Annotated in this window: 25 protein-coding genes; 11 read left to right on the forward strand and 14 right to left on the reverse strand. The window is 47.2% G+C overall.

The annotated features are described in order from the left end of the window. Positions 1-12: 12 nt before the first annotated feature. On the forward strand, positions 13-1,158 hold the full coding sequence (gene ytvI / locus K7I13_RS13730) for a sporulation integral membrane protein YtvI (RefSeq protein WP_255946577.1): 1,146 nt from the start codon (positions 13-15) through the stop codon (positions 1,156-1,158). Between the two features lie 72 nt (positions 1,159-1,230). Further along, positions 1,231-1,908, forward strand: coding sequence for a P13 family porin (locus K7I13_RS13735; protein WP_255946579.1), 678 nt, complete (start codon positions 1,231-1,233; stop codon positions 1,906-1,908). Between the two features lie 5 nt (positions 1,909-1,913). Here K7I13_RS13735 and K7I13_RS13740 read toward each other — a convergent pair whose 3' ends face one another. Together K7I13_RS13740 and K7I13_RS13745 are read right to left on the reverse strand one after the other, a co-directional pair. Further along, the gene (locus K7I13_RS13740; protein ID WP_255946581.1) at positions 1,914-2,612 is read right to left on the reverse strand and encodes a class I SAM-dependent methyltransferase; all 699 of its coding nucleotides are present in this window, start codon (positions 2,610-2,612) and stop codon (positions 1,914-1,916) included. A 153-nt stretch (positions 2,613-2,765) separates the two neighbouring features. Further along, positions 2,766-3,263, reverse strand: coding sequence for an L-2-amino-thiazoline-4-carboxylic acid hydrolase (locus K7I13_RS13745; protein ID WP_255946583.1), 498 nt, complete (start codon positions 3,261-3,263; stop codon positions 2,766-2,768). Positions 3,264-3,646: 383 nt separating this feature from the next. Here K7I13_RS13745 and K7I13_RS13750 point away from each other — a divergent pair, with 383 nt between their 5' ends. Beyond that, positions 3,647-4,570 carry a DUF4349 domain-containing protein gene (locus tag K7I13_RS13750; protein WP_255946585.1) on the forward strand — a complete coding sequence of 308 codons (924 nt, stop codon included), beginning with the start codon at positions 3,647-3,649 and terminating at the stop codon, positions 4,568-4,570. 100 nt (positions 4,571-4,670) lie between these two features. Here K7I13_RS13750 and K7I13_RS13755 read toward each other — a convergent pair whose 3' ends face one another. The 10 genes from K7I13_RS13755 to K7I13_RS13795 form a co-directional block, all read right to left on the reverse strand. Beyond that, positions 4,671-5,825, reverse strand: a complete 1,155-nt coding sequence (locus K7I13_RS13755; RefSeq protein ID WP_255946587.1) for a hypothetical protein — start codon at positions 5,823-5,825, stop codon at positions 4,671-4,673. Beyond that, complete coding sequence (locus tag K7I13_RS13760) at positions 5,822-6,424, reverse strand: outer membrane lipoprotein-sorting protein (RefSeq protein WP_255946588.1); 603 nt, start codon at positions 6,422-6,424, stop codon at positions 5,822-5,824. Before K7I13_RS13760 ends, K7I13_RS13755 begins: the two co-directional genes overlap by 4 nt. Positions 6,425-6,691: 267 nt before the next feature. Beyond that, complete coding sequence (cls, locus tag K7I13_RS13765; protein ID WP_255946589.1) at positions 6,692-8,227, reverse strand: cardiolipin synthase; 1,536 nt, start codon at positions 8,225-8,227, stop codon at positions 6,692-6,694. 21 nt (positions 8,228-8,248) lie between these two features. Then, on the reverse strand, positions 8,249-9,490 hold the full coding sequence (locus K7I13_RS13770) for an ABC transporter permease (RefSeq protein ID WP_255949349.1): 1,242 nt from the start codon (positions 9,488-9,490) through the stop codon (positions 8,249-8,251). A gap of 49 nt (positions 9,491-9,539) precedes the next feature. Then, positions 9,540-10,337, reverse strand: a complete 798-nt coding sequence (locus K7I13_RS13775) for an ABC transporter permease (RefSeq protein WP_255946590.1) — start codon at positions 10,335-10,337, stop codon at positions 9,540-9,542. Continuing rightward, positions 10,337-11,278, reverse strand: coding sequence for a hypothetical protein (locus K7I13_RS13780; protein ID WP_255946591.1), 942 nt, complete (start codon positions 11,276-11,278; stop codon positions 10,337-10,339). The genes K7I13_RS13775 and K7I13_RS13780 overlap by 1 nt, the downstream gene beginning before the upstream one ends. Next, positions 11,278-11,814 (reverse strand): ABC transporter ATP-binding protein, encoded by a 537-nt coding sequence (locus K7I13_RS13785; RefSeq protein ID WP_369413763.1) that lies wholly within the window; start codon positions 11,812-11,814, stop codon positions 11,278-11,280. Before K7I13_RS13785 ends, K7I13_RS13780 begins: the two co-directional genes overlap by 1 nt. Then, the gene (locus K7I13_RS15785; RefSeq protein WP_369413681.1) at positions 11,748-11,960 is read right to left on the reverse strand and encodes a hypothetical protein; all 213 of its coding nucleotides are present in this window, start codon (positions 11,958-11,960) and stop codon (positions 11,748-11,750) included. Before K7I13_RS15785 ends, K7I13_RS13785 begins: the two co-directional genes overlap by 67 nt. Continuing rightward, complete coding sequence (locus tag K7I13_RS13790) at positions 11,957-13,051, reverse strand: slipin family protein (protein WP_255946592.1); 1,095 nt, start codon at positions 13,049-13,051, stop codon at positions 11,957-11,959. The genes K7I13_RS15785 and K7I13_RS13790 overlap by 4 nt, the downstream gene beginning before the upstream one ends. Position 13,052: 1 nt before the next feature. Beyond that, complete coding sequence (locus tag K7I13_RS13795; RefSeq protein WP_255946593.1) at positions 13,053-13,451, reverse strand: GntR family transcriptional regulator; 399 nt, start codon at positions 13,449-13,451, stop codon at positions 13,053-13,055. Between the two features lie 303 nt (positions 13,452-13,754). On the opposite strand from K7I13_RS13795, the gene K7I13_RS13800 reads away from it, so the two are divergent. The 3 genes from K7I13_RS13800 to K7I13_RS13810 all read left to right on the forward strand — a co-directional run bounded on the left by K7I13_RS13800 (position 13,755) and on the right by K7I13_RS13810 (position 16,755). Continuing rightward, positions 13,755-14,507, forward strand: a complete 753-nt coding sequence (locus tag K7I13_RS13800; RefSeq protein WP_255946594.1) for an HAD family hydrolase — start codon at positions 13,755-13,757, stop codon at positions 14,505-14,507. 233 nt (positions 14,508-14,740) lie between these two features. Then, positions 14,741-16,258 (forward strand): catalase, encoded by a 1,518-nt coding sequence (locus K7I13_RS13805; protein ID WP_255946595.1) that lies wholly within the window; start codon positions 14,741-14,743, stop codon positions 16,256-16,258. Between the two features lie 71 nt (positions 16,259-16,329). Next, positions 16,330-16,755 carry a YbaN family protein gene (locus K7I13_RS13810; RefSeq protein WP_255946596.1) on the forward strand — a complete coding sequence of 142 codons (426 nt, stop codon included), beginning with the start codon at positions 16,330-16,332 and terminating at the stop codon, positions 16,753-16,755. A gap of 20 nt (positions 16,756-16,775) precedes the next feature. Here the strand turns inward: K7I13_RS13810 and K7I13_RS13815 are convergent, their stop codons facing one another. Both K7I13_RS13815 and K7I13_RS13820 read right to left on the reverse strand, forming a co-directional pair. Beyond that, positions 16,776-17,168 carry a hypothetical protein gene (locus tag K7I13_RS13815; RefSeq protein WP_255946598.1) on the reverse strand — a complete coding sequence of 131 codons (393 nt, stop codon included), beginning with the start codon at positions 17,166-17,168 and terminating at the stop codon, positions 16,776-16,778. A 117-nt stretch (positions 17,169-17,285) separates the two neighbouring features. Next, complete coding sequence (locus K7I13_RS13820; protein WP_255946600.1) at positions 17,286-18,107, reverse strand: hypothetical protein; 822 nt, start codon at positions 18,105-18,107, stop codon at positions 17,286-17,288. 253 nt (positions 18,108-18,360) lie between these two features. On the opposite strand from K7I13_RS13820, the gene K7I13_RS13825 reads away from it, so the two are divergent. The 5 genes from K7I13_RS13825 to K7I13_RS13845 all read left to right on the forward strand — a co-directional run bounded on the left by K7I13_RS13825 (position 18,361) and on the right by K7I13_RS13845 (position 21,431). Then, a complete protein-coding gene (locus K7I13_RS13825) occupies positions 18,361-18,933 on the forward strand; it encodes a PadR family transcriptional regulator (RefSeq protein ID WP_255946602.1) in 573 nt (190 codons plus the stop codon). 215 nt (positions 18,934-19,148) lie between these two features. Next, complete coding sequence (locus tag K7I13_RS13830) at positions 19,149-20,003, forward strand: aldo/keto reductase (protein ID WP_255946604.1); 855 nt, start codon at positions 19,149-19,151, stop codon at positions 20,001-20,003. Between the two features lie 59 nt (positions 20,004-20,062). Then, positions 20,063-20,236 (forward strand): FAD-dependent oxidoreductase, encoded by a 174-nt coding sequence (locus K7I13_RS13835; RefSeq protein WP_255946605.1) that lies wholly within the window; start codon positions 20,063-20,065, stop codon positions 20,234-20,236. A gap of 62 nt (positions 20,237-20,298) precedes the next feature. Then, positions 20,299-20,547: an FAD-dependent oxidoreductase gene (locus K7I13_RS13840; RefSeq protein ID WP_369413682.1), complete on the forward strand. Its 249-nt coding sequence runs from the start codon at positions 20,299-20,301 to the stop codon at positions 20,545-20,547. Between the two features lie 11 nt (positions 20,548-20,558). Further along, positions 20,559-21,431 carry an FAD-dependent oxidoreductase gene (locus K7I13_RS13845; RefSeq protein ID WP_255946606.1) on the forward strand — a complete coding sequence of 291 codons (873 nt, stop codon included), beginning with the start codon at positions 20,559-20,561 and terminating at the stop codon, positions 21,429-21,431. Positions 21,432-22,011 lie beyond the last annotated feature (580 nt).

Below are 22,011 nucleotides of genomic sequence, written 5' to 3' on the forward strand. Positions count from 1 at the left end.
CGGAGTACAGATGTGACTGAAAAAATCCAGAAGAGAATGAATTTTATCATCAGTGTTGTTTATGTGCTGTTCATTATCGGCATCGCTTACGCCAGCTTCAGACTTATCGGATTGATCTTTCCCTTTATCGTTGCCCTCCTTCTCGTCCGTCTGCTGCACCCTATGATAATGTTTATCCACCGGAAGCTCAAAATAAATAAGAAATTTCTTTCAATTGTTTTTATGGCCCTTTTGTATATACTTGCGGGAGGTCTTATTTTCTTTATTGTTACACAGCTTGTTTTTCTGCTGAAGGACGTGTTTACCACTCTGCCTGCATATTACAGGGAGACAATTGCCCCTGCTTTGACAAAACTGTATGACTGGATGAGCGGGCTGATTAACAAGGTCCCCGAGTCCTGGGCTTCAGCCGCCCAGACCGTTCAGTCAAGCATCATGGACGGTCTCCAGAATTTTATCCTGTCAGTATCACAGAAAGGGGTTTCTTTTCTTACCAACTTTATTAATGGTATTCCCGGATTTCTTATCAGCCTGATATTTGTTATTCTGTTTTCATTTTTTGTGAGCGTGCATTATGAAAAGATAGTTGTCTTTATAAAAGCCCAGCTCCCTGAAAAGACCACGGTTTATCTGAAAGACCTGAAAAAACTGATGAAAGATACGGTAGTCAAATATATCAGGGCCTATCTCATTTTAATGTCTATAACTTTCATTGAGCTGTCCATCGGGCTGACAATAATCCGGACCCCGGGTTCTATCGGGGTCGCGGCCGGAATCGCCCTCTTTGACGCCCTGCCGATTTTCGGGACCGGCGGTATTATGATTCCCTGGATAATTTTTGAACTGATTCAAATGAATTTTTCCTACGCGCTGGCCCTCGCCATTGTATACGGGATTGTAACTGTTGTAAGAAATATTATCGAGCCGAAAATAGTCGGCGACCAGCTTGGCCTGAACCCGGTTGTTTCACTTATGGCCATCTATGTCGGTTACCGGCTATTCGGTGTGCTTGGTATGATTTTTTTCCCTATGCTCGCCCAGATACTCATAGCCCTGCATAAAAACGGGAGCATAAAACTGTACCGTGAAGAAATAAAAAAAGACACTGAAACGGAAGCGGGGCCTGACACGGCCCCCGGCGAACCGCCCGCGACCTGATAGGAACATAATAATATTGCTTTTTCCCGTATCTGTGTTATAGTAAATTATATGCAGATACAGGAGGGGTATATGAAACAGTTTTGTCTTGCGGTCATTCTGGCCGGCATGTGTTTTTTTCCATTGCTCGGCGAAGATGCCGCCGTTGACGCGGCCGCCACGGACGGAAGTTCATCCGACATAGTTTTTGATATTAACCAGCTGATAAAAAAAGGGCTTTTCAAGAATAAGGACGCGATAGCTGAAAAGGCCCAGTTTCTTCAGGAAAAAGACCAGCTGTCTCTGATCGCGGATAACAAAAAAAGCGGCGTGGGTCCTTTCTTTCTCAATTTTTTCCTCGGTTTCGGGATCGGTTCTTTTGTCCAGAAAGACCTTGTAGGCGGGTTTATCATGCTCGGCGCCGATATCGCGAGTATTGCCATGATGATTCCTTTTGTGGTGCATATGGGCAGGTTTTTTGCCTATTTCCTGATCCTCCCGGTAATTGCCATGGCGGACCCTGACAGTGATTTGGCAAAAGATTTTTCTGCGGCGGTTGATGACGCGGCAAAATACAGCGGTTTATTTATTGCCGGAGGTGTTTTAATGCTTGCCTCACGGATTTTTGGGAGCGTAAAACCATGGACACACGCCAGCAAATGGAACTCAACATTAAACAGCGCCCTTTCCCAAAAAGCAAAAATCACTATTGGGATCGAACCGGTCATCATGCCTGACCAGTATGGTTTCAAGGTGGCAATACATCTGTGATTATTTCAGCATGATTTTTTCGCGGCGCTGATAAAAAGGAACTGGGGCTTTTTCAGCAGCCGCTCGTAGGCTTCACTGCTGCTTTTTTTGAAATCTTCCGTTGGAAAGGGTTCCGCTACCGTTTCGATCGTAAAGCCCGCGTCGGCGACGGGCTGCAGAACCCTGTTCAGCGGCCTCGCGAAAAACTCTACTTCTATGCTTTCTTCACCCATTGACCAGGTGTCGGTGATTAACTCGGTGGTAAAATAATTTTCACGGTTGAATAACAGATAATCGGCAAAGGGATGATGGACGGAAAAAAGCAGACGGCCGTTTTTTTTCAGAATCCTGAAAAATTCTCCAAGCGCGGTTGTCCAGTCTTTCAGATAATGAAGCACAAGGGAAGCCACAATCAGGTCCATTGATTCGTTTTCAAGAAAGGGCAGGGGGTTATTTAAATCGGCCCTGAACAGAGCAGCCCTGTTCCCTGTTCTTTCCCGGGTTATTTCAATCATTGTTTCATTGAAGTCCAGCGCTGTTACCTCGGCGCCGTGATTGAGGAGCCATTCCGTATACCACCCGCCGGCGCATCCCGCGTCGAGCGCTTTTTTTTCGTTAACATCAGGCATAAGCGAAAGCATCGCGGGGCGTTCGTAATAGGCATTGTAAGCCTTGGTGTCAACAAAGCCCGCGTAATACTTTGCCATTCTGTCATAAGACTCCATTGATACCGATTCCGTATGTATTCCATTGCTGCATTTCATTATATAAGTATATCATGCCGGAAGAAAAAAGATAAGCACAGGGCTGTCCAGTAAGTTTGTTACTTATTGGACAGCCCCCGGAGAATTTTCTGATAGAGGGGGCCGCGCAAAAAATTATTTTTTCCGGATAAACCGTATTTCGCAGGCCTCATCGCCGCGGGCAATAGTCTTTGGAAGTTCCAGCTCGCAGCCGTAGCTCTCGGCGATTCCGCGGTCACCGTACATTGCGAAATCACAGAGTTTGCTGATCTGTTCATCGCCGCAGCCCTGTTTTTGCCAGGCTTTAACCAGCGGGCAGTAATGAAAATCAACATCGAGATTATCATCCGTACTTCTGAGAATTTTCATTTCAAAGATCATTCGCGCCGGTTTTGAGAACTGTTTCTTTTTCAGGCCTTTGAGACTGGTTGTTTTTCCCTTTTCAATCAGCCCCTTTCCCTGGTACAGACCGCACCGCCGGATTGCCTCGGAGGCATATTCATCGGGATTGAGGCCTTTTTTTTCAGCCTCATCACACAGAAAATACATCCACAGGGCGCGGTGTTCCAGCAGTTCCCGGACCTTGCGGATCAGGACATTCCTGTTTTTCGGTTCGTTTGTTATCTTGCTCATGTCGGATCCTTTTATTCGGGGCGAAGGTAATGATTTAACGGCCGCTTGCGCGGCCTGCGAATACCCCAGACCGAAGGTCTGCCCTGCTCCGCGGCGGGGTATTTTATCGCAGTTTCTGTAATTATAACCCATTTTTGCCGATCCGCAAGTCTATCCTTTCCTTTTATAAAGAATAAACTCCATATTTATTCGGGGCGAGGGTTTAATCAGCCTTCGGCTGGTTCTGTAAGGAAATGATTTAATGGCCGCTTCCGCGACCTGCGAATACCCCAGACCGAAGGCCTGCTCTGCGGCGGAGTATTTTATTGCGCCGGTGTTTTTCCTGCTGTATACTGAAGTATCCGGTTCTTTCCGGACAGCAATATTTTTACTGGAGTATACATATGAAAGTCAAGTTATTAAAGCGTGTTTTTCTGATTCTGATTGTCATTTTTGCCGCTGTTTTCATTCTGAGGTTTATCTACGAACTTTACGGAAGCCGGTATTCGGGCGCAACAAGTTATGAATCATCATACAGCACCGCTTCATACTATGATATGTCAAACATGACAGGAAAGACCCAGAATTACGCAACCGCCAGGCAAAAGATTGAGGGCGCGGCTGGGGCGTCGGTCAACTACGACCAGAAGTATGAAATGGTTTCAAATATGACTTCAGACAGTACTGATTTTGAAAACGATGAAAACCTCATCAGAGAGAGAATCGCCGGTTTCAGCGGAATTATTCAGACGGAAAGGTCCCAGGGACTGGAAGGCTACCGGAGTCTGTGGATTTCAGCCGGTGTTTCTCCCGCGAAATTTGACGAGCTGGTAGAGGGCCTTAAGGAAATCGGGACGCCCACCGGTTTTTCCGTCACAAAAACCGATAAAACGGAAGATTTCCGGTTTCTGCTTTCCCACCGGGATTTTCTGATAAAAACAAAGGACGCTTACAGCGCCCTTAAAACCAGGGGCGGGGACATATCGGACTTTCTCGCCCTTGAAAGCATGATCCTGGAAACCGAGGAACAGATTATGCTGGCCGACGTGTCCCTGGGCGTCTTTGATGAAAGCCTGTCCCTGTGTACGGTTGAGTTTACCCTGCGGGAAACACAGGAACAGAAAAAGACGGGCGGAATATCGCTTTCATTTATACTGAGCCGCGCGTGGTATGCCCTTGAATGGACCGTCTCGTTTTATCTTATTGCCCTTGTTTTTGTTCTGGCGCTTGGCTTCGCAGGCCTGGGTATAACCTTTATATGGGAACGCATTACAGGCGTGTCGGGCCAGAAGAAAAAGGATGACGGAAAGGATGATTCAGCGGAATAAGAAACATAGTCCTGAAGGACTGAACCGACTTGCGGTCAGTTAGTAAGAAAGCGGAAGCGGTGGAACCGACTGACAGTCGGTTCCATTTGCGGACACAGTTTCAGAACCTCATTCTGAGTTTCGCGGTGATTTCAAAGCTGGTATCGGTCGAATCAGGTCCGAGTTCCCCGTGTTTTTCGTTCCCGGAAAAGGTGTCACGGTCAAGCGGTACGCGTCCCGTAAAGCTCAGGGTCGCTCCCTGAAAAAGATCATGCTCAAACCCGATAACAGGCGAAAAGGAAATATCATCGAGCCCCGCTACGCAGGAAAGGCTGGCGTTCGTATAATCATTAAACCGGTACATCAGCATCGCGTACAGGTAATTTCTTTTTTCATAAACGGCTGATGAAAATGATTTTTTTCCGCTGAAAAAATATTCAGCCAGAATATACAGGCTGCCGTCAAAAAAGGAATAATCAAAGCCCGCGCTTGCCGCGATTCCGTCAAAGCCCGCGCGGTCGCGGTTATCGTACATATAGAAAACTTCCGCGGTGAGGCCAAGTTCCACTTCCGCCTTTACCGAAAGGCCCGCGTAATGCAGTCCGTCCGGAGTTTCCGCTTTTGGAATTTCATAAGTGTATAGCAGCTGAACACTTGCCCTGTCCCAGTGTTTGTCGCCGGACAGGCCGAACAGCGCTCCGTTGCCGTCCTGTTCAAACGCGTTCTTCGGGGCGGCTGCAAAGGCCTGTATTTTTGAAGTATCGGAAGGATACAGCGAAACTGAGCTTCCGAGGATTGCGCGCGGCCGCGCGTCCGGGTGGAGCGGATTTCTCGGATTCAGAAAATCAGACGGACCCCATACCTGTCCGTATCCGAAGGCAAGCCGCATGAGGCCTGCCTCGACATCAAGCAGTTCGCTGTTTATTCTGAAGTAGAGGCGTTCCAGCTCGAGCGCGGCAATATAGTTTTCTCCTCCGCTGAACGCCGTGAGGGGCAAAGAGTGCGCCGGCGAGTTATTCAGCATTGAAGCGACAAGGGCCGTGCTGCCCGCCGCTGCGGTCAGATTGAATGAAGTGAAAACCGAGGCGCGCTCGCCGACATTCACCTTCAGGCGGAGATTCGCATATTCTTCAGCGCCGAATCTGATCTCGGACGGATCGCTTCCGCCGGCAAGCGTGAGTTTTGTATCAAGCAAGCCTGACAGGACAGGCGCCTGAGCGAAAACCTCCGCGGACAGACAGAGAAGCAGCAAGAGCAGAAGCGGCGTTTTTTTCATCGTTCAAGATTCCTCATGCTGAAAACGGAATCGGAAATGGGTTCATCAAGAAGAATGCTGTTCATGACAAAGGTTGTTTTGCTCCCCTTGCGGAGAAGGTCGCGCATTTCAGATTCTACCGGGAACCGGCGGCCGCCGAAGTTTTCCGCCCGGATCAGTGTATATTCTTTCAGCTTTGCTCCCGAGAGCGCGTACAGTTCATAATGCAGGAGATCAAAATTTTCCTTGTCAACCCAAAGCTTCTGTTTGGGATAACTCTCCGTTTTTTTCTTCGCGGTCAGATCAAGTACCCAGACTTCCCTCCCGTTCCATGTTTCGCTTCCGCTTAAAACGGGAGTATAGCGGTCCGAGAGTTTTTCATTATTGATCGTATCCTCATAGGAGAGGTCTGAGCCCATCATTGATTCCTTGAGCATGTGTCCCGATATGAGCATAACCTGCTCATTATCCGGCGAGTATACATACAGGCGCCCGCCCTTTTTGAGATATTTGGTGCCCCTGTCTTCCGGGTTTGTGAATTCGATAAAGCTGTCGGAATTACCCTTTGCTGATGCCTTCATTTTTTTTACATAGGTTTTATTCTGATATTCAATTATCATCTCGCCTTCATACTGAATAGTGTCATATACTTCATTATCATCAATTTTTTGAGAATATCCGGCGCTGATAAATTCTGCTGTCCAAAAAGGTGAAAAACTGAAACGGCGGCGAGAGAGAGTAATACTGCAATGCAGATGTTTTTTTTCATTGAAAATACCTCCTGTATTTTTCTGCAGGGAGTTTTAATTCCCGTATTATATAATGCAATAGTTCAAAGACACCTGTCTTCTGAATTGTATTCCCTGCGTATTCAGCGGTCTGTCCGCTTACATCAGGGGCGCGAAGATGCGCAGTACATCCTGAAGCAGCCGCGGAAAAAAACTGCTTTTGCAGTCCTGTTCGGTAATCTGATGGCATTTTTCAAGAGTCAGCAGAAAATCATCCTTTACTTCCATTACCGATGAAGTTTTATACATCCATACTCCGCATTCAAAATGCAGATACAGACTCCTGAAATCAAGATTTGTCGTTCCTACTGTCGCAACAGTATCATCTGAAACAAAAGTTTTTGAATGAATGAACCCGTCCGTGTATTCATATATTTTGACGCCCGCCTCAATAAGGTCCCTGTAGTAAGACCGTGTTGTGATATGAACAATGCGTTTGTCCCAGCGGTGGGGCGTAACAATCCTCACATCGACACCGCTCTTTGCCGCAAGCCGCAGGGCCGAGAGCATACTGTTATCTATTATGAGGTAGGGTGTGTTTATATACACATACTTTTTTGCCGTGTTTATGATCTGCAGATATACGTGTTCGCCGACATTTTCCGTGTCCATCGGACTGTCAGCGTAAGGCTGGACAAGGCCATCAGCGGAAACCGTACATTCTTCTTCCTTCCAGGGATAGTATTTTGAATAATCTTCCGTATCAGGTGTGCTTAAGTCCCACATTTGCAGGAACATGAGAGTTAGGCTCCACGCGGCTTCGCCCGTTATCATTATTGAGGCGTCTTTCCAGTGGCCGTGTTTGTCTATCGCGTTTATATATTCATCGGCAATGTTTATGCCTCCGGTAAAAGCCACCTTTCCGTCGATTGACGCGATTTTTCTGTGGTCCCTGTTATTCTGCTTGGTTGTCAGAAAAGGTTTGAATGGGTTGAACGCGATGCACTGTATTCCCAGGCTCTGCAGTTTTTGCGGGTACTTATGAGGAAGATCAAAAAAAACTCCGACGTCATCATACATTACCCTGACTTCCACGCCGTTCGCGGCCTTTTCCTTAAGTATATCAAGGATCGCGTTCCACATGATGCCTTCCCTGATAATAAAGTATTCAAGGAAAATATATTTTTCAGCCTTTTTCAATTCTTCGAGCAGATATTCAAATTTCATTTCACCCGGCGTCAGATATTTTGTCGCGGTGCGGCTGTATATGGGAAAGCCGGCAAAATCCTGCAGGTACCGTATCTGGGGAATATGCTCGGGGGCGTCCCTGCAGGCTGTTTCAAAATGGTTGCCCGGAAGCAGAAAGCGGTCCCTGCTTTGCGATTCGATGACAGCGAGCTTCTTTTCAAACTTTTTTGTAGAAGTCTGCGCGGTAAAAAAAAGATAAAACAGCCCGCCGAATATCGGAAAAAGCAGGATGAGGAAAACCCAGGTCAGTTTGTATGCGTCCTTGTCCCTTTTGTTTATTATATACAGCGCGACCAGAACACTGAGTAGAGAGAGAGCCCATCCGATGAGTTCGGAACTTCTGCTTGTGCTGATTATTGCGTACACGAGAAAAAGCGCCTGCAGGACAATCAGAAAGGCAATAAATAATTTTCTCCGGCAGAATAATTCCGATTTTCGATTTTTCATAGTTCGCTCCGATTAAACAATTCAGCGCCTCAGGGCTTCCACCGGTTCAATAAAGGCGCTTTTCAGGGAGGGGATTATTGTACATATCGCTGAAATAATCACACCGAAAAGAAATCCCTGTACAATATATACCGGCGAAAAATTGAGAAAGATAGTTCCCGCCATCGGGAATTCCTTTAAGCCTCCGCCGGTGAACGTGTCAAAACTGATCGGGAAGAATGACCCGATCCAGGTAGAAAGACCCCCGACAATACAGCCGGCCAGAGAACCTATTATACTGAGAAACACAGCTTCAAAAAAGAATACCATAACAATTTCCGATCGTGTCATCCCGAGGGCTCCCATCATTCCAATTTCCTTGATCCGTTCATGGATTATCATAACCACCGTATTTATTATCAGGAAACTTGCGACAATCTGAAATACCAGGAAGATGATAACAAAAATAATTGTACTCTGCTGCATTACGACAACCCAGTAATTATCCTGCCATTCCCTTATAACATTGCCGTCCCCCAGCAGGGCTTTTACCTTTCCGGCAATATTTCTTGTATCCTTTTCATTGTCGGCATATATGAAAAGCTGCTGGGTACCTTCATCAAGAACAAGAAGTTTCTGAAGACGGTCAAAGGATACCATGATTACCTGTTCGTCATATTTGCGGTAATCGTATTCAAAAATCCCCACAATTTCAGGGCTCCAGTATTTATCGGAAAACTGGGCGGACACTACTTTGAGCGGGATTCTGTCGCCTATGGCGAGCCCCGCTTTTTTTGCCATATAAACACCAATCGCGCATTCATTGCTTCCTTTTTGCGGGTATCTTCCGGTCACAAGACCATCGCTCCTGTCAGTCAGATTGAAATTATTGATTTCTTTTTCGCGGTCTATATCGATTCCCCATAAAAACGCGTGTTTGATTAAACTGTCGGACAGGGTAGCGTAGGCGTTGATTCTCGGAAGAACTGCTTTTACTCCGGGAACAGCTTCTATTTCCCGGATCAATTCTCCGGTACTCCTTCCGTCAGCTACCGGAAACTGGACAGGATAGTATTCCTTGTCTTCTTCGAACAGCGATGATACTACATTCACATGGCCTGTGTCAAAAACACGGACAACATCTTCAATTCCTTTTATCATTCCGTCCATCATCGATTGCATAAATATATTGAAGAAAACAGCGATACCAACGGCAGCGATGCAGAGAATAGTCCGGCGGAGGTTCCTCCAGATATTTCTGTATGCTATTTTTTTCAGGGTCAGAAACCCGCCTCTCTTTTTTTTGAAAGTTCCATACTATACTCCTGATATATCAGTCAAACCGCAGACTGTCCGTGACCGGCATTTTTAACGCCCGCCTGGTCGGGAAAAACGCCATAGCAGATGACAGCAGCGTCGCTACTATACCCGTACCGATAATGACGGGGACATTCCACGCCGCCCTGAAATAGGACGCTACCCGGTAACCGAAATCTCCGCCGGCTTCCATCGTAATCGAAGAAAAGTCCAGACCGTATTTGACCATTGGTATATTAATCAGACAGCCTATAATTACTCCGGCGATCGATCCGAGTAATCCTGCGGCCCCCGCCTCAAGCATATAAGAAAGGAGAAGCTGACCGTCAGTCATTCCAAGGGCTCTCAGCATCCCGATTTCCCTGGTCCGTTCCAGTATAGCCATGAGCATGGTATTCGCTATTCCGATAAAGGAGAGAATGAACAGAAGAATAATCATAAGCTGTGTGGAAACCGCGTCGGCATTTGATACCGCGAGATAATCCGCCGCGTAATCCTTCCAGCCGTAAACGCCGAGTTCGGAAGGAAGTGTCCGCCCTCTGTCAGCGAGTCCGGAGACAAGGGCCGCCTGCACAGCCCCAGGGGACTCCTTTTTACCGGGGAGGGATGCGTCGTTTGCCCCTTTTTCACGGATGAGCAATTCAGTGATATGCCCTTCAAGCATGAGGCCGGCCTCATCCTGCAACACATTAAGCGGAAGATATCCGACATTGGCGTTGTTTTTCGGGTTCGGTGAATTTATGACCCCGACAACAACCGCATCGACCAGCTGATTGACATGCCTGACCGCCCCGGAATAATCAGCCCTGATCATTATATCGAGGATTTTTTCAGGAAGGCCTCATCTTCATTTACAAGATAAAAATCCCCGGTCAGCGGGTCCTGTTCATATGCGGATAAAATTGTGCGTAATTCATCCGGCGTTACTATTTCCGAAAGATCGTTTTCTATTTTTTCACTGCGCAGGACTTCCGGCGCCGCTTTTATATCAATGACGGTTGAAATCCGTACATCCATCCGTCCGCCTTCCGCGAGTATATTCCAGAAGCGGTTGAGATCGGCGGCGGAAACCGTCTCCTTCAGGATAAAGCGTTCTTCAATGTTTTCAGACGGATCTTCTTTTTGCGCAAAAAATTCCATGCCTTTTTTTCTTGAAGACGCAGGCTCATAGAGCGACAGGATAAAATCGCGTTCTTCCTGATCCCTCGCGTAATTCAGAATATCCGTTTTCAGTTCACTTTCCGCCGGACGCTGGGGAATTCCTGTTTTCAGTTTTTCGGCGGCCATTGTTCCGAGCGCAATTTCAAAACCGTCCGGCTCGATAAAACGTCCGGATTCCATATAGTTTGCGTAACGTAAAAGTCTTATCTCCGCTTCCGGATCGACCGCGTTGAATTCCATCGGCGCGGACCCGGTCGCCGAATAAAGGGTTCCGGTGAATACAAACCGGGGCGCGGAATCGTAACCTTTTTCATTCAGGACTTCGGCATAGGTTTCCCAGCCTGAAAAATTTTCATACATGGGAAGATCATCCTTTTTTTCAAAATACAAATGGGTTTGTATTTTATCGGCCCCGATTTCATAACTCACAATATTGCGTTCCGAGTCAAGATTGATCCCCAAAAGCCAGCCGTCCACAAAAATATACATGGATACACTGATTGCTATTGCCAGAGTGGTAATAACCGTTTTAACCCGGTGACGGGAAAGATTACGGAAAGCCATTCCTGCAATGGAAAAAAATGATGTTTTCATTACCTGACTGTCTCCGACTCGACTTGTCCGTCCCTGAGCATAATAATACGCCGGGCGTAATCCATAACCATCTGATCATGGGTGGAAAATATAAAGGTGGTCCCCGCGCTGCGGTTTAGATTAAGCATGAGTTCAAGGATTTCCTTTCCTGTTGTTGAATCAAGATTTGCGGTCGGCTCATCCGCGAGAATGAGCGCCGGCTTTTTTACCAGTGCCCGCGCAATAGCGACACGCTGCTGCTGCCCGCCCGACATTTCCTTTGGCCGCCGGTTTTCCATTCCTTCTAGTCCGACATCCCTGAGCGCTGCCATGGAGCGTTCTCTGATTTCATGTTTATCAAACCCAAGCAAAACAAGCGGGAAGGATATGTTTTCCAGAACAGACAAAACGGGAATCAGGTTATAAGCCTGAAAGATAAAACCGATATTGTTCCGCCGTATCAGCGCAAGTTCCTTTTTACTGAGCGAGGCTATATCCGTTTCCTCAATGAGAATGGAACCTGAACTGAGCGCATCAAGGCATCCGACGAGGTGCAGAAAAGTTGACTTTCCGCTTCCTGAGGGCCGGCGATTGCGGAAAATTCTCCCGCTTCAAAACCGAGATTTACTCCCCTCAGCGCGTGTACGGTTATTCCATTCAGACTGTAATCCTTGACCAGATTATTCGTTTTTACAACAGTCATTCCTGTTCTCCTTTCTTTTCCTTTTCTTTTTTCAGTTCCGAAAGAGCCTGGAGGCCGAAAATATCATTTGCCTGCAGTTCCTCGGTAATTGAATTGGGTACCAGCATCATGGAATTGCCTGCTTTCAGTCCCTCATTCAGTATTGAAAGAATCTTCAGTTTCATGGCTGGTTCGTTCTTCGAATATATTTTGACAGCTTCCTCTAGTCTGTTCGCTATCTGGATTTCGGCTTCCGCGAGCAGGATGCGGCTGTTTTTCTCCCGTTCCGCCTGGGCCAGCCTGCTCAGGGAATCCTGCAAATGTTCCGGTATCTGGATATCGGTAATTTCAATATGCTGCACGGTAATACCCCATTCAGTTGTTTTTCCGTCAACATCGGTTCTGATCTGTTTTTCAATTACATCTCCCCGTTCCAGAAAGGTGGAAAGATCGTGACTGCTGATGGCATTGCGGAGGGCTGTTTTTGAAGAGAGAATTACAGCTTCCTCGTAATTCTGTACTTCGCAGACCGCCTTTTCCGGATCCCATACCAGCCAGAAGCATATCGCGTCAACAGTTACTGTAACCGAATCCCGGGTCAGGGTTTCCTGCGCAGAGAAATCAGTTACACGTATGCGGAGGTCAACAATTTTCGCGACACGGTCCGCAACCGGAATAAGAAAAAACAGGCCGGGGCCTTGTATGCGGTGAAAGCGTCCGAACCGGAGTACAATGGCCCGTTCCCATTCTTCCATCTTCTGTATGGATGGAGCAATAAGAACAGCCGCCGCCGCGAAGAGGAGGGTAAGCGCCAGCTGCGGGACCGCGCATACTGCAAGCACACAGGCCGCAATAATGCATATTTTTATCGCGGCCGCCCAGCGTGAAAAAAGCACCATCAGGAGAAGGGCCGCGACAGGGACCCCCAGCAGTAATCCGAAATCTATTAACGGCGGCAAGGCCCCTGTCAAAAGCAGAACAATAACGGAAAAACTGATAAACAGTATAAACAGGATTATTCCAGCGGCATTGATTGAAAAATCGCTCCGCCGTTTTGTATATTTTGAATCCTTGATTCGCGGTTTATCATTATTTTTTTTCTGTGGTTCCATACTATTCCTCCTTAAAGTTTTTTATAAGGCTGACCGCTTCCGCGCGTTCAACGCCAAGTTCTTCCATGTCTGTGACAAACCGGGCGACAATTTCCCTTATCCGCCGGTTTCTTCCGTCATCTTCAAGCACGGGCCGTTTATCTGAAATGTAGGTGCCGCTGCCGACCTGGGTTTCCAGAATTCCCCTGATCTCCAGTTCCCCGTACGCTTTTGCGATAGTATTCGGATTGATCTTCAGTTCGATAGCCAGCGCCCGGATGGTGGGGAGCCTGTCCCCGGTTTTCAGCCGTTCGGACAGGATAGCGTGTTCGATCTGCTGAATAATCTGCCGGTATATCGGCACCCCGTTTGACGGGTCCAGAGTAAATGTAATTTCTCTGTTTATGATTGTACTATTCATCTAGTACAATCATAAATGCACTAGTACAATATGTCAATATTTTTTTTAAAAAAAAATTAAATAAATATTGAGCTGATGCGTAAAATCCGGGAAGTCATACAGGAAAATATATGGTTTTACCTCATGTTTATTCGAGGCGAGGGTTTAATCAGCCTTCGGCTGGTTCTGTAAGGTATGTAATGGCAGCTTCCGCGACCTGCTAATACCCCGGACCGAAGGTCTGCCCTGTTCTGCGGCGGAGTATTTTATTCTTTTTTATATATTTCTTTGATATCCGGGTCATTATGTGTTATGCTTATAGCAGTGAAACCAAATATATCTCAAATTCCCAAAGCTGTTTTATTTGATTTGGATGATACGCTCATATCTTTTGAAGATGTATCGGGCCACGCCTGGCGGAAAAGCTGCGGCGACTTTACGGAAGATTATGATCTTGATTTTTCCGCCGAAGAACTTTTTGAAAAAGTCCATGAAACCAGGAACTGGTACTGGAATGACGCGGACCGGCACCTTGCCGGAAGAAAAGACCTGAAAAAAGCCCGGCGCGAGATTACAGCCCTTGCCCTGAATCACTTTGGCGTTTCCGATGAAAAACTGGTAAATGAACTGGCTGATAATTTCAGCGCGTACAAGGACACTCTTTTGTGCGTATTTCCCGGATCAATTGAAACGCTTTCCGTCCTGAAAAATAAAGGCTTCCGCCTCGGCCTTGTTTCCAACGGAACTACCGGCGAACAGCGGGCAAAGCTGGGCCGGTTTAATCTGGCCGGTTTTTTTGAAGTAATACTGATAGAAGGCGAAGTCGGCTACGGAAAACCTGATGTGAGGATATTTGAAAAAGCCCTTCAGATGCTCAGGCTGCGGCCCGAAGAAGTCTGGATGGTCGGTGATAATCTTGTCTGGGACATTGAAACCCCGCAAAAACTGGGAATCTTTTCAGTATGGAACGATTACGCGAAAAAGGGCCTTCCCGAAATTTCTTCCGCTGTCCCTGACGCGATAATTTCCAATGTAGTCGAATTGCTTCCCCTGCTGATTCCGCGCCCGAATAAATGATAAGGGATATTTATCCCGTGCCTGCTTCATTTTTTACCGCGCCCGGAGAAAACCGCGCAGACTGCCGCAAAGTAAAGCGGCTTCTCCGTCCGTCGGCCTGAAAAAATACAAAAAAACATAAAAAAAGCGCCCCAGGCCGGATTTAACTTGCTCCCCGGCAAAAGCATTTCTTATACTATATATAGGGGAAAACAGGATCACACCCCAAAAATACGGAAAGAAGGAGAAATTTCATGAAGGACAAGAAACTGACTCATGAGAACGGGGCTCCTGTCGCGGATAATACCAATTCGCTGACAGCCGGCGCCCGCGGACCCATGATGCTCCAGGATGTATGGTTCCTCGAAAAACTGGCCCACTTTGACCGGGAAGTTATTCCCGAGCGGCGGATGCACGCCAAGGGGAGCGGAGCTTTCGGGACCTTTACAGTTACCCACGATGTTACAAAGTATAGCAAGGCAAAAGTATTTTCCGGAATTAATAAAAAGACAGAGGTATTTGTCCGTTTTTCAACCGTCGCCGGAGAACGGGGCGCGGCCGATGCGGAGCGGGATATCCGCGGTTTTGCCATAAAATTCTATACTGAAGAGGGTAACTGGGACCTTGTCGGAAATAACACTCCCGTCTTTTTCCTCCGTGATCCTCTCCGTTTCCCCGATCTGAACCACGCCATAAAACGTGACCCGCAAACCAATATGCGCTCGCCCCAGAACAACTGGGACTTCTGGTCTTCCCTGCCTGAGGCTTTTCATCAGGTGACCATAACCATGAGCGACCGGGGTATTCCCGCGTCCTACCGGCATATGCACGGCTACGGAAGCCATGCCTACAGTCTGTACAACGCGAAGAATGAACGGGTATGGGTAAAATTCCACTTCCGCACACAGCAGGGAATTTTAACTATAACCGATCAGGAAGCGGCGGAACTCGTCGGCATAGACCGGGAGAGCCACCAGAAGGACCTCTTCCACGCGATTGATGAAGGAAGTTTCCCCCAGTGGAAAATGTATTTCCAGATTATGACGGAAGAGCAGGCAAAGAACCATAAGGAAAATCCCTTCGATATTACCAAGGTGTGGAGCCAGAAGGAATTTCCGCTGATTGAAGTCGGGCTTCTTGAGCTGAACAGGAACCCTGAAAATTATTTTGCCGATGTTGAACAGGCCGCGTTCAATCCCGCGCATATTGTTCCCGGCATCGGTTTTTCGCCGGACAAACTTCTCCAGGGCAGGCTTTTTTCATACGGAGACGCGCAGCGCTACCGGCTCGGGGTCAATAACGACCTTATTCCGGTCAACAAACCAAAGATCCCTGTCCATGCTTACCACCGTGACGGCCAGATGCGGGTGGACGGAAATTACGGGTCAACCATCGGATATGAGCCTAACAGCTACGGAGAGTGGGCACAGCAGGACGCTTTCCGTGAGCCTCCCCATGATCCTGACGGTCCCATAGACCATTATGAACCGAAGGATGATAAAACCGATAACTGTTTTTATCAGGCCGGCAACCTGTACAGGCTTATGAGCGAAGACCAGAAGCAGGTCCTTGCCGAGAACACCATGCGCAACATGGGAGGCTGCACGGATAACGTAAAATACCGGCACGCGGCCCACTGTTTCCTTGCCGATCCTGATTACGGTAAACGGATATGCAAGGCCATGGAACTTGACGCCGCCAAAGCTGAACAGCTTTCAAAGCTGGATCACGCGGCATTAATGGACGCAACTAAGGCAAAAGAACATGAATAACAAAGATCCGGGCGTTATGCCCGGATCTGCTTTATTTTGCCTGAAAAACAAAAGGGGATAAAAAATATATTATGAGAAAAATACTGCTACTTGCTGCGGGAGTCCTCGCGCTTTTGCTCGGGACTGTCGGGATATTTCTTCCGATTCTGCCGACCACGCCATTTGTGCTTCTCGCCGGGATTTGCTTTTCCTTCAGTTCGCAGAAAGCCTATAATCTGCTCCTGAAAAGCCGGTTCTTTGGTCCATACATCGAAAATTACCGGACAAAAAAAGGAGTCCCGGTGGCTGCGAAGGTAAGAGGGATTGTTTCTCTGTGGCTGCTCCTGGCCGTGTCAGCGTTCGCGATGGCAAAGGTCTGGTCAACCATCATGTTTGCCGCTGTCGGTACGGGCGTTACCATCCATCTTCTGCTTATGAAAACCTGGCGCCCGGAAAAACAGTCATTGCCGGAATTTTCCGCCGCGGAGGAAATAGAGCAGGTGAGCGGAGAGGCATAAGCGCGGAACGGAAAAGACTGCTATTCAGGTTTTTCTTCCGCCGCCGAACGGATTGCGTCAATTGCCTTCCGTATGATTTCCATTTCACTTTTTCCCGGCTTTACCGCTTTAAGAAAACCGCTGGCGGCACTGATAATCTTTTGTTCAGTCATGCCGTCATTTGCCGGACCATTCAAAAATATACCGGTATATCTCCGGTTTATCCCGGAAAGGGATTTCGCTTCATCCTCATCTTCCCATCTGTGGACTGACTTTTTTCCGCCGCTGACAGTTACTGTTCCGTATTCATAATTGTACAAATATATTTCCGTGAACACCCCGGTTTTTCCGTCATAGACTATCCGGATATAATTCTTTGTGAAGTCCTTTTTCAGTTCTTCCCGGTATTCCAGCGTTTCCGGATGTTCATTCATTCTTTTCCCCGGCCTTTTAGGTTTATGTATCCGACAGGCATTTCCGAAAGAAACGCGTGAACAGGACTTTCTTTATGGTATTGAAGGCGACGGGAACAGTCAATATATTCCTTCGTTTCAGCCTGATTGCGTTTTCCCTTCCGGTCCATCCCCGGCAGTATCTGCTCCGGCTTTATACATGATAAACCCCAGAAATTCTTTTCTGAAAATTTTCTCCCGGCGCCTGTAATCTTTCAGTGAAGCAATGTTCTGTCTGTACAATTTCTTCATGAGTTTTTCATAGTTGACGGGAAGTTTTTCAAGATCATAACTGTAATACAGTCTTCTGTCCTCGGCGGGCGCGTATTTTCCGTTCAGGTAATACAGGCTTTTTATCCCTTCCCTGAGAGCCGAGTCCAGGTTCTGATGGAGCTGGGGATACGCTTCCCGCCTTTCCCAGCGGTCTGTTTTATATTCGGAGAGCAGAAAATTGATATACCCAAGCGCATTGGCCAGCGCCATCGGCAGGTCTTCCCCGGCAAACTCATATATTTCCGCGAGGGTTTTTTCATAGCGTTTTTCCGGATCATACAGAACAACGGATTCCATGAGCGCGGACTTGGCAGGTTCACCGGAATTTCTGAAAACCTGCGCATCCATTTTATCCTGGAAAAGGATCTGGAACCATTCATTTCCCCTCCGCACACAATGGAAGGGGATTTCAGGCTCCTCATTCCCGCCAAAAATTTCTTCCGGTGTTATTCCTGAACCCTGCTTTTTAAAAACGGTCAGGTCAATCATGCCGCCAAATTTTCCCGGCCAGAAATCTCCGCGGGCCGCACTCCCGGAAAGCAGAATGGTTTCTATGCCGCTTTTATCAATATTCGAAAGAAATATTTCCGTTTTCTTTTTCAAACCGGCAATATAATGTTCCTGCTGCCTGATAACAGCCTTTTTCATTTTCAATATCAGCCTCCTGAACCGGCTATTGTTTTATTGTCCTGCAGCAGCCACTGTGCCGGATAAACAGATTCATATATATTTGCTGATCAGTATACCATGTCTTTTTCACGGTGTATATTTTATTTTGACGGAAATAAAATATGCTGTTTTCTGTAAACAATATTGACATTACTATAACGTTATACTACTATACTGATATATTACTATAATAATATACTATATACTCATAGCATATAAAACGGAGAAACAAATGCTTACGAAACTGCATTTTCTGGTCCTTGGCATAGTACGGGAAAATCCGGTAAATCCATACCGGATACTGAAAATTTTTGAAGAACTCAGGCTTTCCGAATGGCTGACCGGGGCCAATTCATCAATTTACGCCGCGGTAAACGCCCTTGTAAAAAAAGGCTATATTGCCGGAAAACAGGAAAAAGCGGAAAGCGACCGGACCAGAGTTATATACAGCAGTACAGCCGAAGGTGAAGCTGTTTTTCTGGAAAACCTCCGTCTGCTCCTTTCCGGAGATTCGGATGATTATTCCTCTTTATCTACCGCAACACTTTTTCTCTGTCATCTGCCGAAACGGGATGTTTCCCAGCTTTTGGGTGAAAAATATACGGAGCTGAAAAAAAAGGAAGCTGTTCTCCGAAAACGGATCCATCATATGGAGACGGGCAGCCGCGCCAACTTTACACTTCTGATGAATACAAAGCATCTGCTGAATACTGTTTCGGCGGACCTGAAAACACTTGATATGCTCAGAACGGAAATCAGGGAGTCAAAGTCGTGGAATTCCTTTATAAGCAGGGACATTCCATAAAACCCGGTATGCATACAATCAGCCGGTCGCCTGACCGGTATGTTTATGCAAACAATGGCTTTTTGTTTCCATGCTTTTGTAACTCATCCGGTATCCGCCGGTGATTTTCAATGTCTGTAAAAAAACTCCCCCAGAAGTGGCTTTTTCACAAAAACTTGCGTACTTTAGTACTAGTATCGTAATTAATTATCAATAAATACAAAAGGAGGGATAGTATGGTCAAAAAACTATCCGATACATATGAATTGAACAACGGGCTTAAAATACCCTGTGTCGGTTTTGGCACCTGGCAGACCCCGGACGGAGAGGTCGCTGTTAACGCGGTCAAAAGCGCAATTGAATGCGGTTACCGGCATATTGATACCGCCGCGGTTTACGGAAATGAGGAAAGTGTGGGGAAGGCTGTCCGCGCCGGTACGGTATCCCGGGATGATATCTTTATCACAACAAAATTATGGAATGATGAGCATGGATATGAAGCCGCGTTAAAAGCCTGTGACGTTTCACTGGAAAGGCTCGGCGTCGATATTATCGATCTGTATCTGATTCACTGGCCCAATCCGATAAAATTCCGCGGCAGCTTCGAGCGGACAAATGCCGAAACCTGGCAGGCAATGGAAGAATTATACCAGGCGGGAAAGGTAAAGGCTATCGGTGTGAGCAACTATCTTCCGCATCATCTTGAATCATTGCTGAAGACGGCGAGGATTATGCCGATGGTCAACCAGATCCGACTGTTTCCCGGGTATACCCAGAAGGAAACAGTAAGTTACTGCCGGGAGAAAAATATTCTTATTGAAGCGTACAGTCCTCTGGGGACTGGGAAGCTGCTTGACGCTCCTGAACTTGTTCCAATAGCGGAAAAATATTCAAAATCTCCCGCCCGGATATGTCTCCGCTGGAGTCTGCAGATGGGATTTCTTCCTCTCCCGAAATCGGTTACCGCTTCCCGGATTAAGGAAAATGCCGATATTTTTGATTTTACGCTGTCGCCCGCCGAAATGGACATACTGACTAATATGCCGAACCATGGCGGAGACGGCATGAATCCTGATGAAGCTCCGTTTTAAATTCCGGTAACCGGCTGAAACAGATTGCCTGAGAATAACCGCAGGACAGGGAGGCTGAAATGAAAGTAGTAATTATCGGCGCAGTCGCGGGCGGCACGACTGCCGCGACAAAGATAAGGCGGAATGACAAGTCCGCTGAAATTATTCTTTTCGAACAGGATGGGGATATTTCATATTCAGCCTGCGGCATACCGTATTATGTGGGGGAGAAATCCCCAAAGCCGAATCCCTGACTCCCCGGGGTCCCGCATGGTTTAAGGACAAATATAATATTGATGTCCGTATTTTTCACCGTGTGACCGCAATACATCCCGATAAAAAAACGGTTGAGGTTCTTAATCTTAAGACCGGTGAAAGCAGTACGGTTTCGTATGATAAACTCATTTTTTCAACCGGAGCCCTGCCGGTCATTCCCGCTCCGTTCGCAACGGCGCTTGACGCCGGAAACATATTTACGGTCAGAACGATCAGGGACGCGGTAAAAATACGGACTTTCATAACGGAGTCAAAACCGGAACGCGCCGTTATAATCGGGGCGGACTGATAGGACTCGAAATGGCGGAGCAGCTGAGAAAACTGGATATTGATGTCACTCTGGTACAGTGGCACCCTCATATATTATATCAGATGGATGAAGATATGATCCTGCCCGTGCAGTATGAGCTTGAACAGCATGGCGTTCATCTGAAACTCGCGACTGAAGTGACCGGATTTCAGCGGGGCCCGGGCAATAATATACATATTCTGGAAACGGCCGGGGGAGAAAAACTGGAAGCAGACATGGTCCTTCTCGCCGCGGGAGTTCGTCCGAATACGGAACTGACCGTAGGCACCGGCATTAAGACAGGTGTGACTGGTGCCGTAAAAGTTGACGCGTATATGAGAACAACTGTTCCGGATATTTATGCTGCCGGTGATGTAGCGGAGAGTTTTTCGGTTATCACGGGCAAGGCTGTTTACCGTCCCCTCGGAACAACGGCCAATAAAACAGGACGGATAGCAGGGGATGCTGTGACAGGCGGCGGTCTCAAACACCGGGGGGTACTGGGTACCGCAATTGTCCGTGTGTTCGGCATTACTGTTGCGTTTACCGGACTGAATGAACGTGAGGCTGCTGACCACGGTTATGACTGTATCAGCAAACGCGATACCTATCCCGATCACGCTCCCTATCTGGGCGGCGAAAATATGGTGGTAAAAATTATCGCGGATAAAAAATCCGGCCTTGTTCTCGGCGCCCAGATTACCGGAAGGGCAGGGGTGGATAAACGTATCGATGTGCTGGCTACAGCCATTACTTACAGGGCCCGCGTCGAAGACCTGTTTCATCTTGACCTTGCCTATTCCCCTCCCTATTCAATTGTAAAAGATCCCATTCAGTATGTAGGCATGGCTATGGAAAAACAAATCCAGGGAAAGAATTCATAAATCGGGGCTTGCCGGTCCAATCGACTGACCGGCGGTCAGTTTCTTTAAAATGACCGGAAACAGACTTGTCTTTTGAGTTCCGGTTCCGGGATAAACAGGAACCAGTCCGGGACAGAAACAGACGATCCCGTCAAGTTTCCGGACTGGTCTGATGAAGTCTTTGTGCAGTCCTGAATGAAGGCCTATAATATCAGTTTTATATTGTGACTCCTTTTTCCGCTTGTTTTCTTTTCCGGCTGTCCGAATATACTTCCACAGCATGAATAGATATGTTTTTTTGAAAAGACATTGTTTTTTCATGTATAAGGTGTATAATTTGAAAAAGGTTTTATCAGTATCTAACCATACACAGGAGTATCTTCAATGAGCAGGGACCAGAGTTTTTCACTAAAGTATAATAAGTTTATTTTCAGGGCGGCCTTATGCCTTCTTATAGCTGAAGCGGTATATATGATAATATCATTTGCTCCCGCGCTGCCTCTTTTTTTGAGCTGCTGAAACAGGCCGGTACAATTTCAACAGACGAGGCAGACAGGCTGCTTGCGGAAAAAATACTCCTTAATCCCGTACATTTCCAGTT

It is taken from the genome of Brucepastera parasyntrophica (genome assembly GCF_022376835.1).
Taxonomy (GTDB): Bacteria; Spirochaetota; Spirochaetia; order Treponematales; family Treponemataceae; genus Brucepastera; species Brucepastera parasyntrophica.

Bases quoted from the DNA above. Each gene is read 5' to 3' on its own strand.
- K7I13_RS13815 (WP_255946598.1), bottom strand. From the start codon at position 17,168: ATGAATGAACATCCGGAAACGCTGGAATACCGGGAAGAACTGAAAAAG.
- K7I13_RS13755 (WP_255946587.1), bottom strand. From the start codon at position 5,825: ATGAAAAAAACGCCGCTTCTGCTCTTGCTGCTTCTCTGTCTGTCCGCG.
- K7I13_RS13805 (WP_255946595.1), top strand. From the start codon at position 14,741: ATGAAGGACAAGAAACTGACTCATGAGAACGGGGCTCCTGTCGCGGAT.
- K7I13_RS15785 (WP_369413681.1), bottom strand. From the start codon at position 11,960: ATGACTGTTGTAAAAACGAATAATCTGGTCAAGGATTACAGTCTGAAT.
- K7I13_RS13820 (WP_255946600.1), bottom strand. From the start codon at position 18,107: ATGAAAAAGGCTGTTATCAGGCAGCAGGAACATTATATTGCCGGTTTG.
- K7I13_RS13775 (WP_255946590.1), bottom strand. From the start codon at position 10,337: ATGATCAGGGCTGATTATTCCGGGGCGGTCAGGCATGTCAATCAGCTG.
- K7I13_RS13735 (WP_255946579.1), top strand. From the start codon at position 1,231: ATGAAACAGTTTTGTCTTGCGGTCATTCTGGCCGGCATGTGTTTTTTT.
- K7I13_RS13760 (WP_255946588.1), bottom strand. From the start codon at position 6,424: ATGATAATTGAATATCAGAATAAAACCTATGTAAAAAAAATGAAGGCA.
- K7I13_RS13825 (WP_255946602.1), top strand. From the start codon at position 18,361: ATGCTTACGAAACTGCATTTTCTGGTCCTTGGCATAGTACGGGAAAAT.
- K7I13_RS13845 (WP_255946606.1), top strand. From the start codon at position 20,559: ATGGCGGAGCAGCTGAGAAAACTGGATATTGATGTCACTCTGGTACAG.
- K7I13_RS13830 (WP_255946604.1), top strand. From the start codon at position 19,149: ATGGTCAAAAAACTATCCGATACATATGAATTGAACAACGGGCTTAAA.
- K7I13_RS13745 (WP_255946583.1), bottom strand. From the start codon at position 3,263: ATGAGCAAGATAACAAACGAACCGAAAAACAGGAATGTCCTGATCCGC.
- K7I13_RS13750 (WP_255946585.1), top strand. From the start codon at position 3,647: ATGAAAGTCAAGTTATTAAAGCGTGTTTTTCTGATTCTGATTGTCATT.
- K7I13_RS13835 (WP_255946605.1), top strand. From the start codon at position 20,063: ATGAAAGTAGTAATTATCGGCGCAGTCGCGGGCGGCACGACTGCCGCG.
- K7I13_RS13810 (WP_255946596.1), top strand. From the start codon at position 16,330: ATGAGAAAAATACTGCTACTTGCTGCGGGAGTCCTCGCGCTTTTGCTC.
- K7I13_RS13790 (WP_255946592.1), bottom strand. From the start codon at position 13,051: ATGGAACCACAGAAAAAAAATAATGATAAACCGCGAATCAAGGATTCA.
- cls (WP_255946589.1), bottom strand. From the start codon at position 8,227: ATGAAAAATCGAAAATCGGAATTATTCTGCCGGAGAAAATTATTTATT.
- K7I13_RS13780 (WP_255946591.1), bottom strand. From the start codon at position 11,278: ATGAAAACATCATTTTTTTCCATTGCAGGAATGGCTTTCCGTAATCTT.
- K7I13_RS13740 (WP_255946581.1), bottom strand. From the start codon at position 2,612: ATGGAGTCTTATGACAGAATGGCAAAGTATTACGCGGGCTTTGTTGAC.
- K7I13_RS13795 (WP_255946593.1), bottom strand. From the start codon at position 13,451: ATGAATAGTACAATCATAAACAGAGAAATTACATTTACTCTGGACCCG.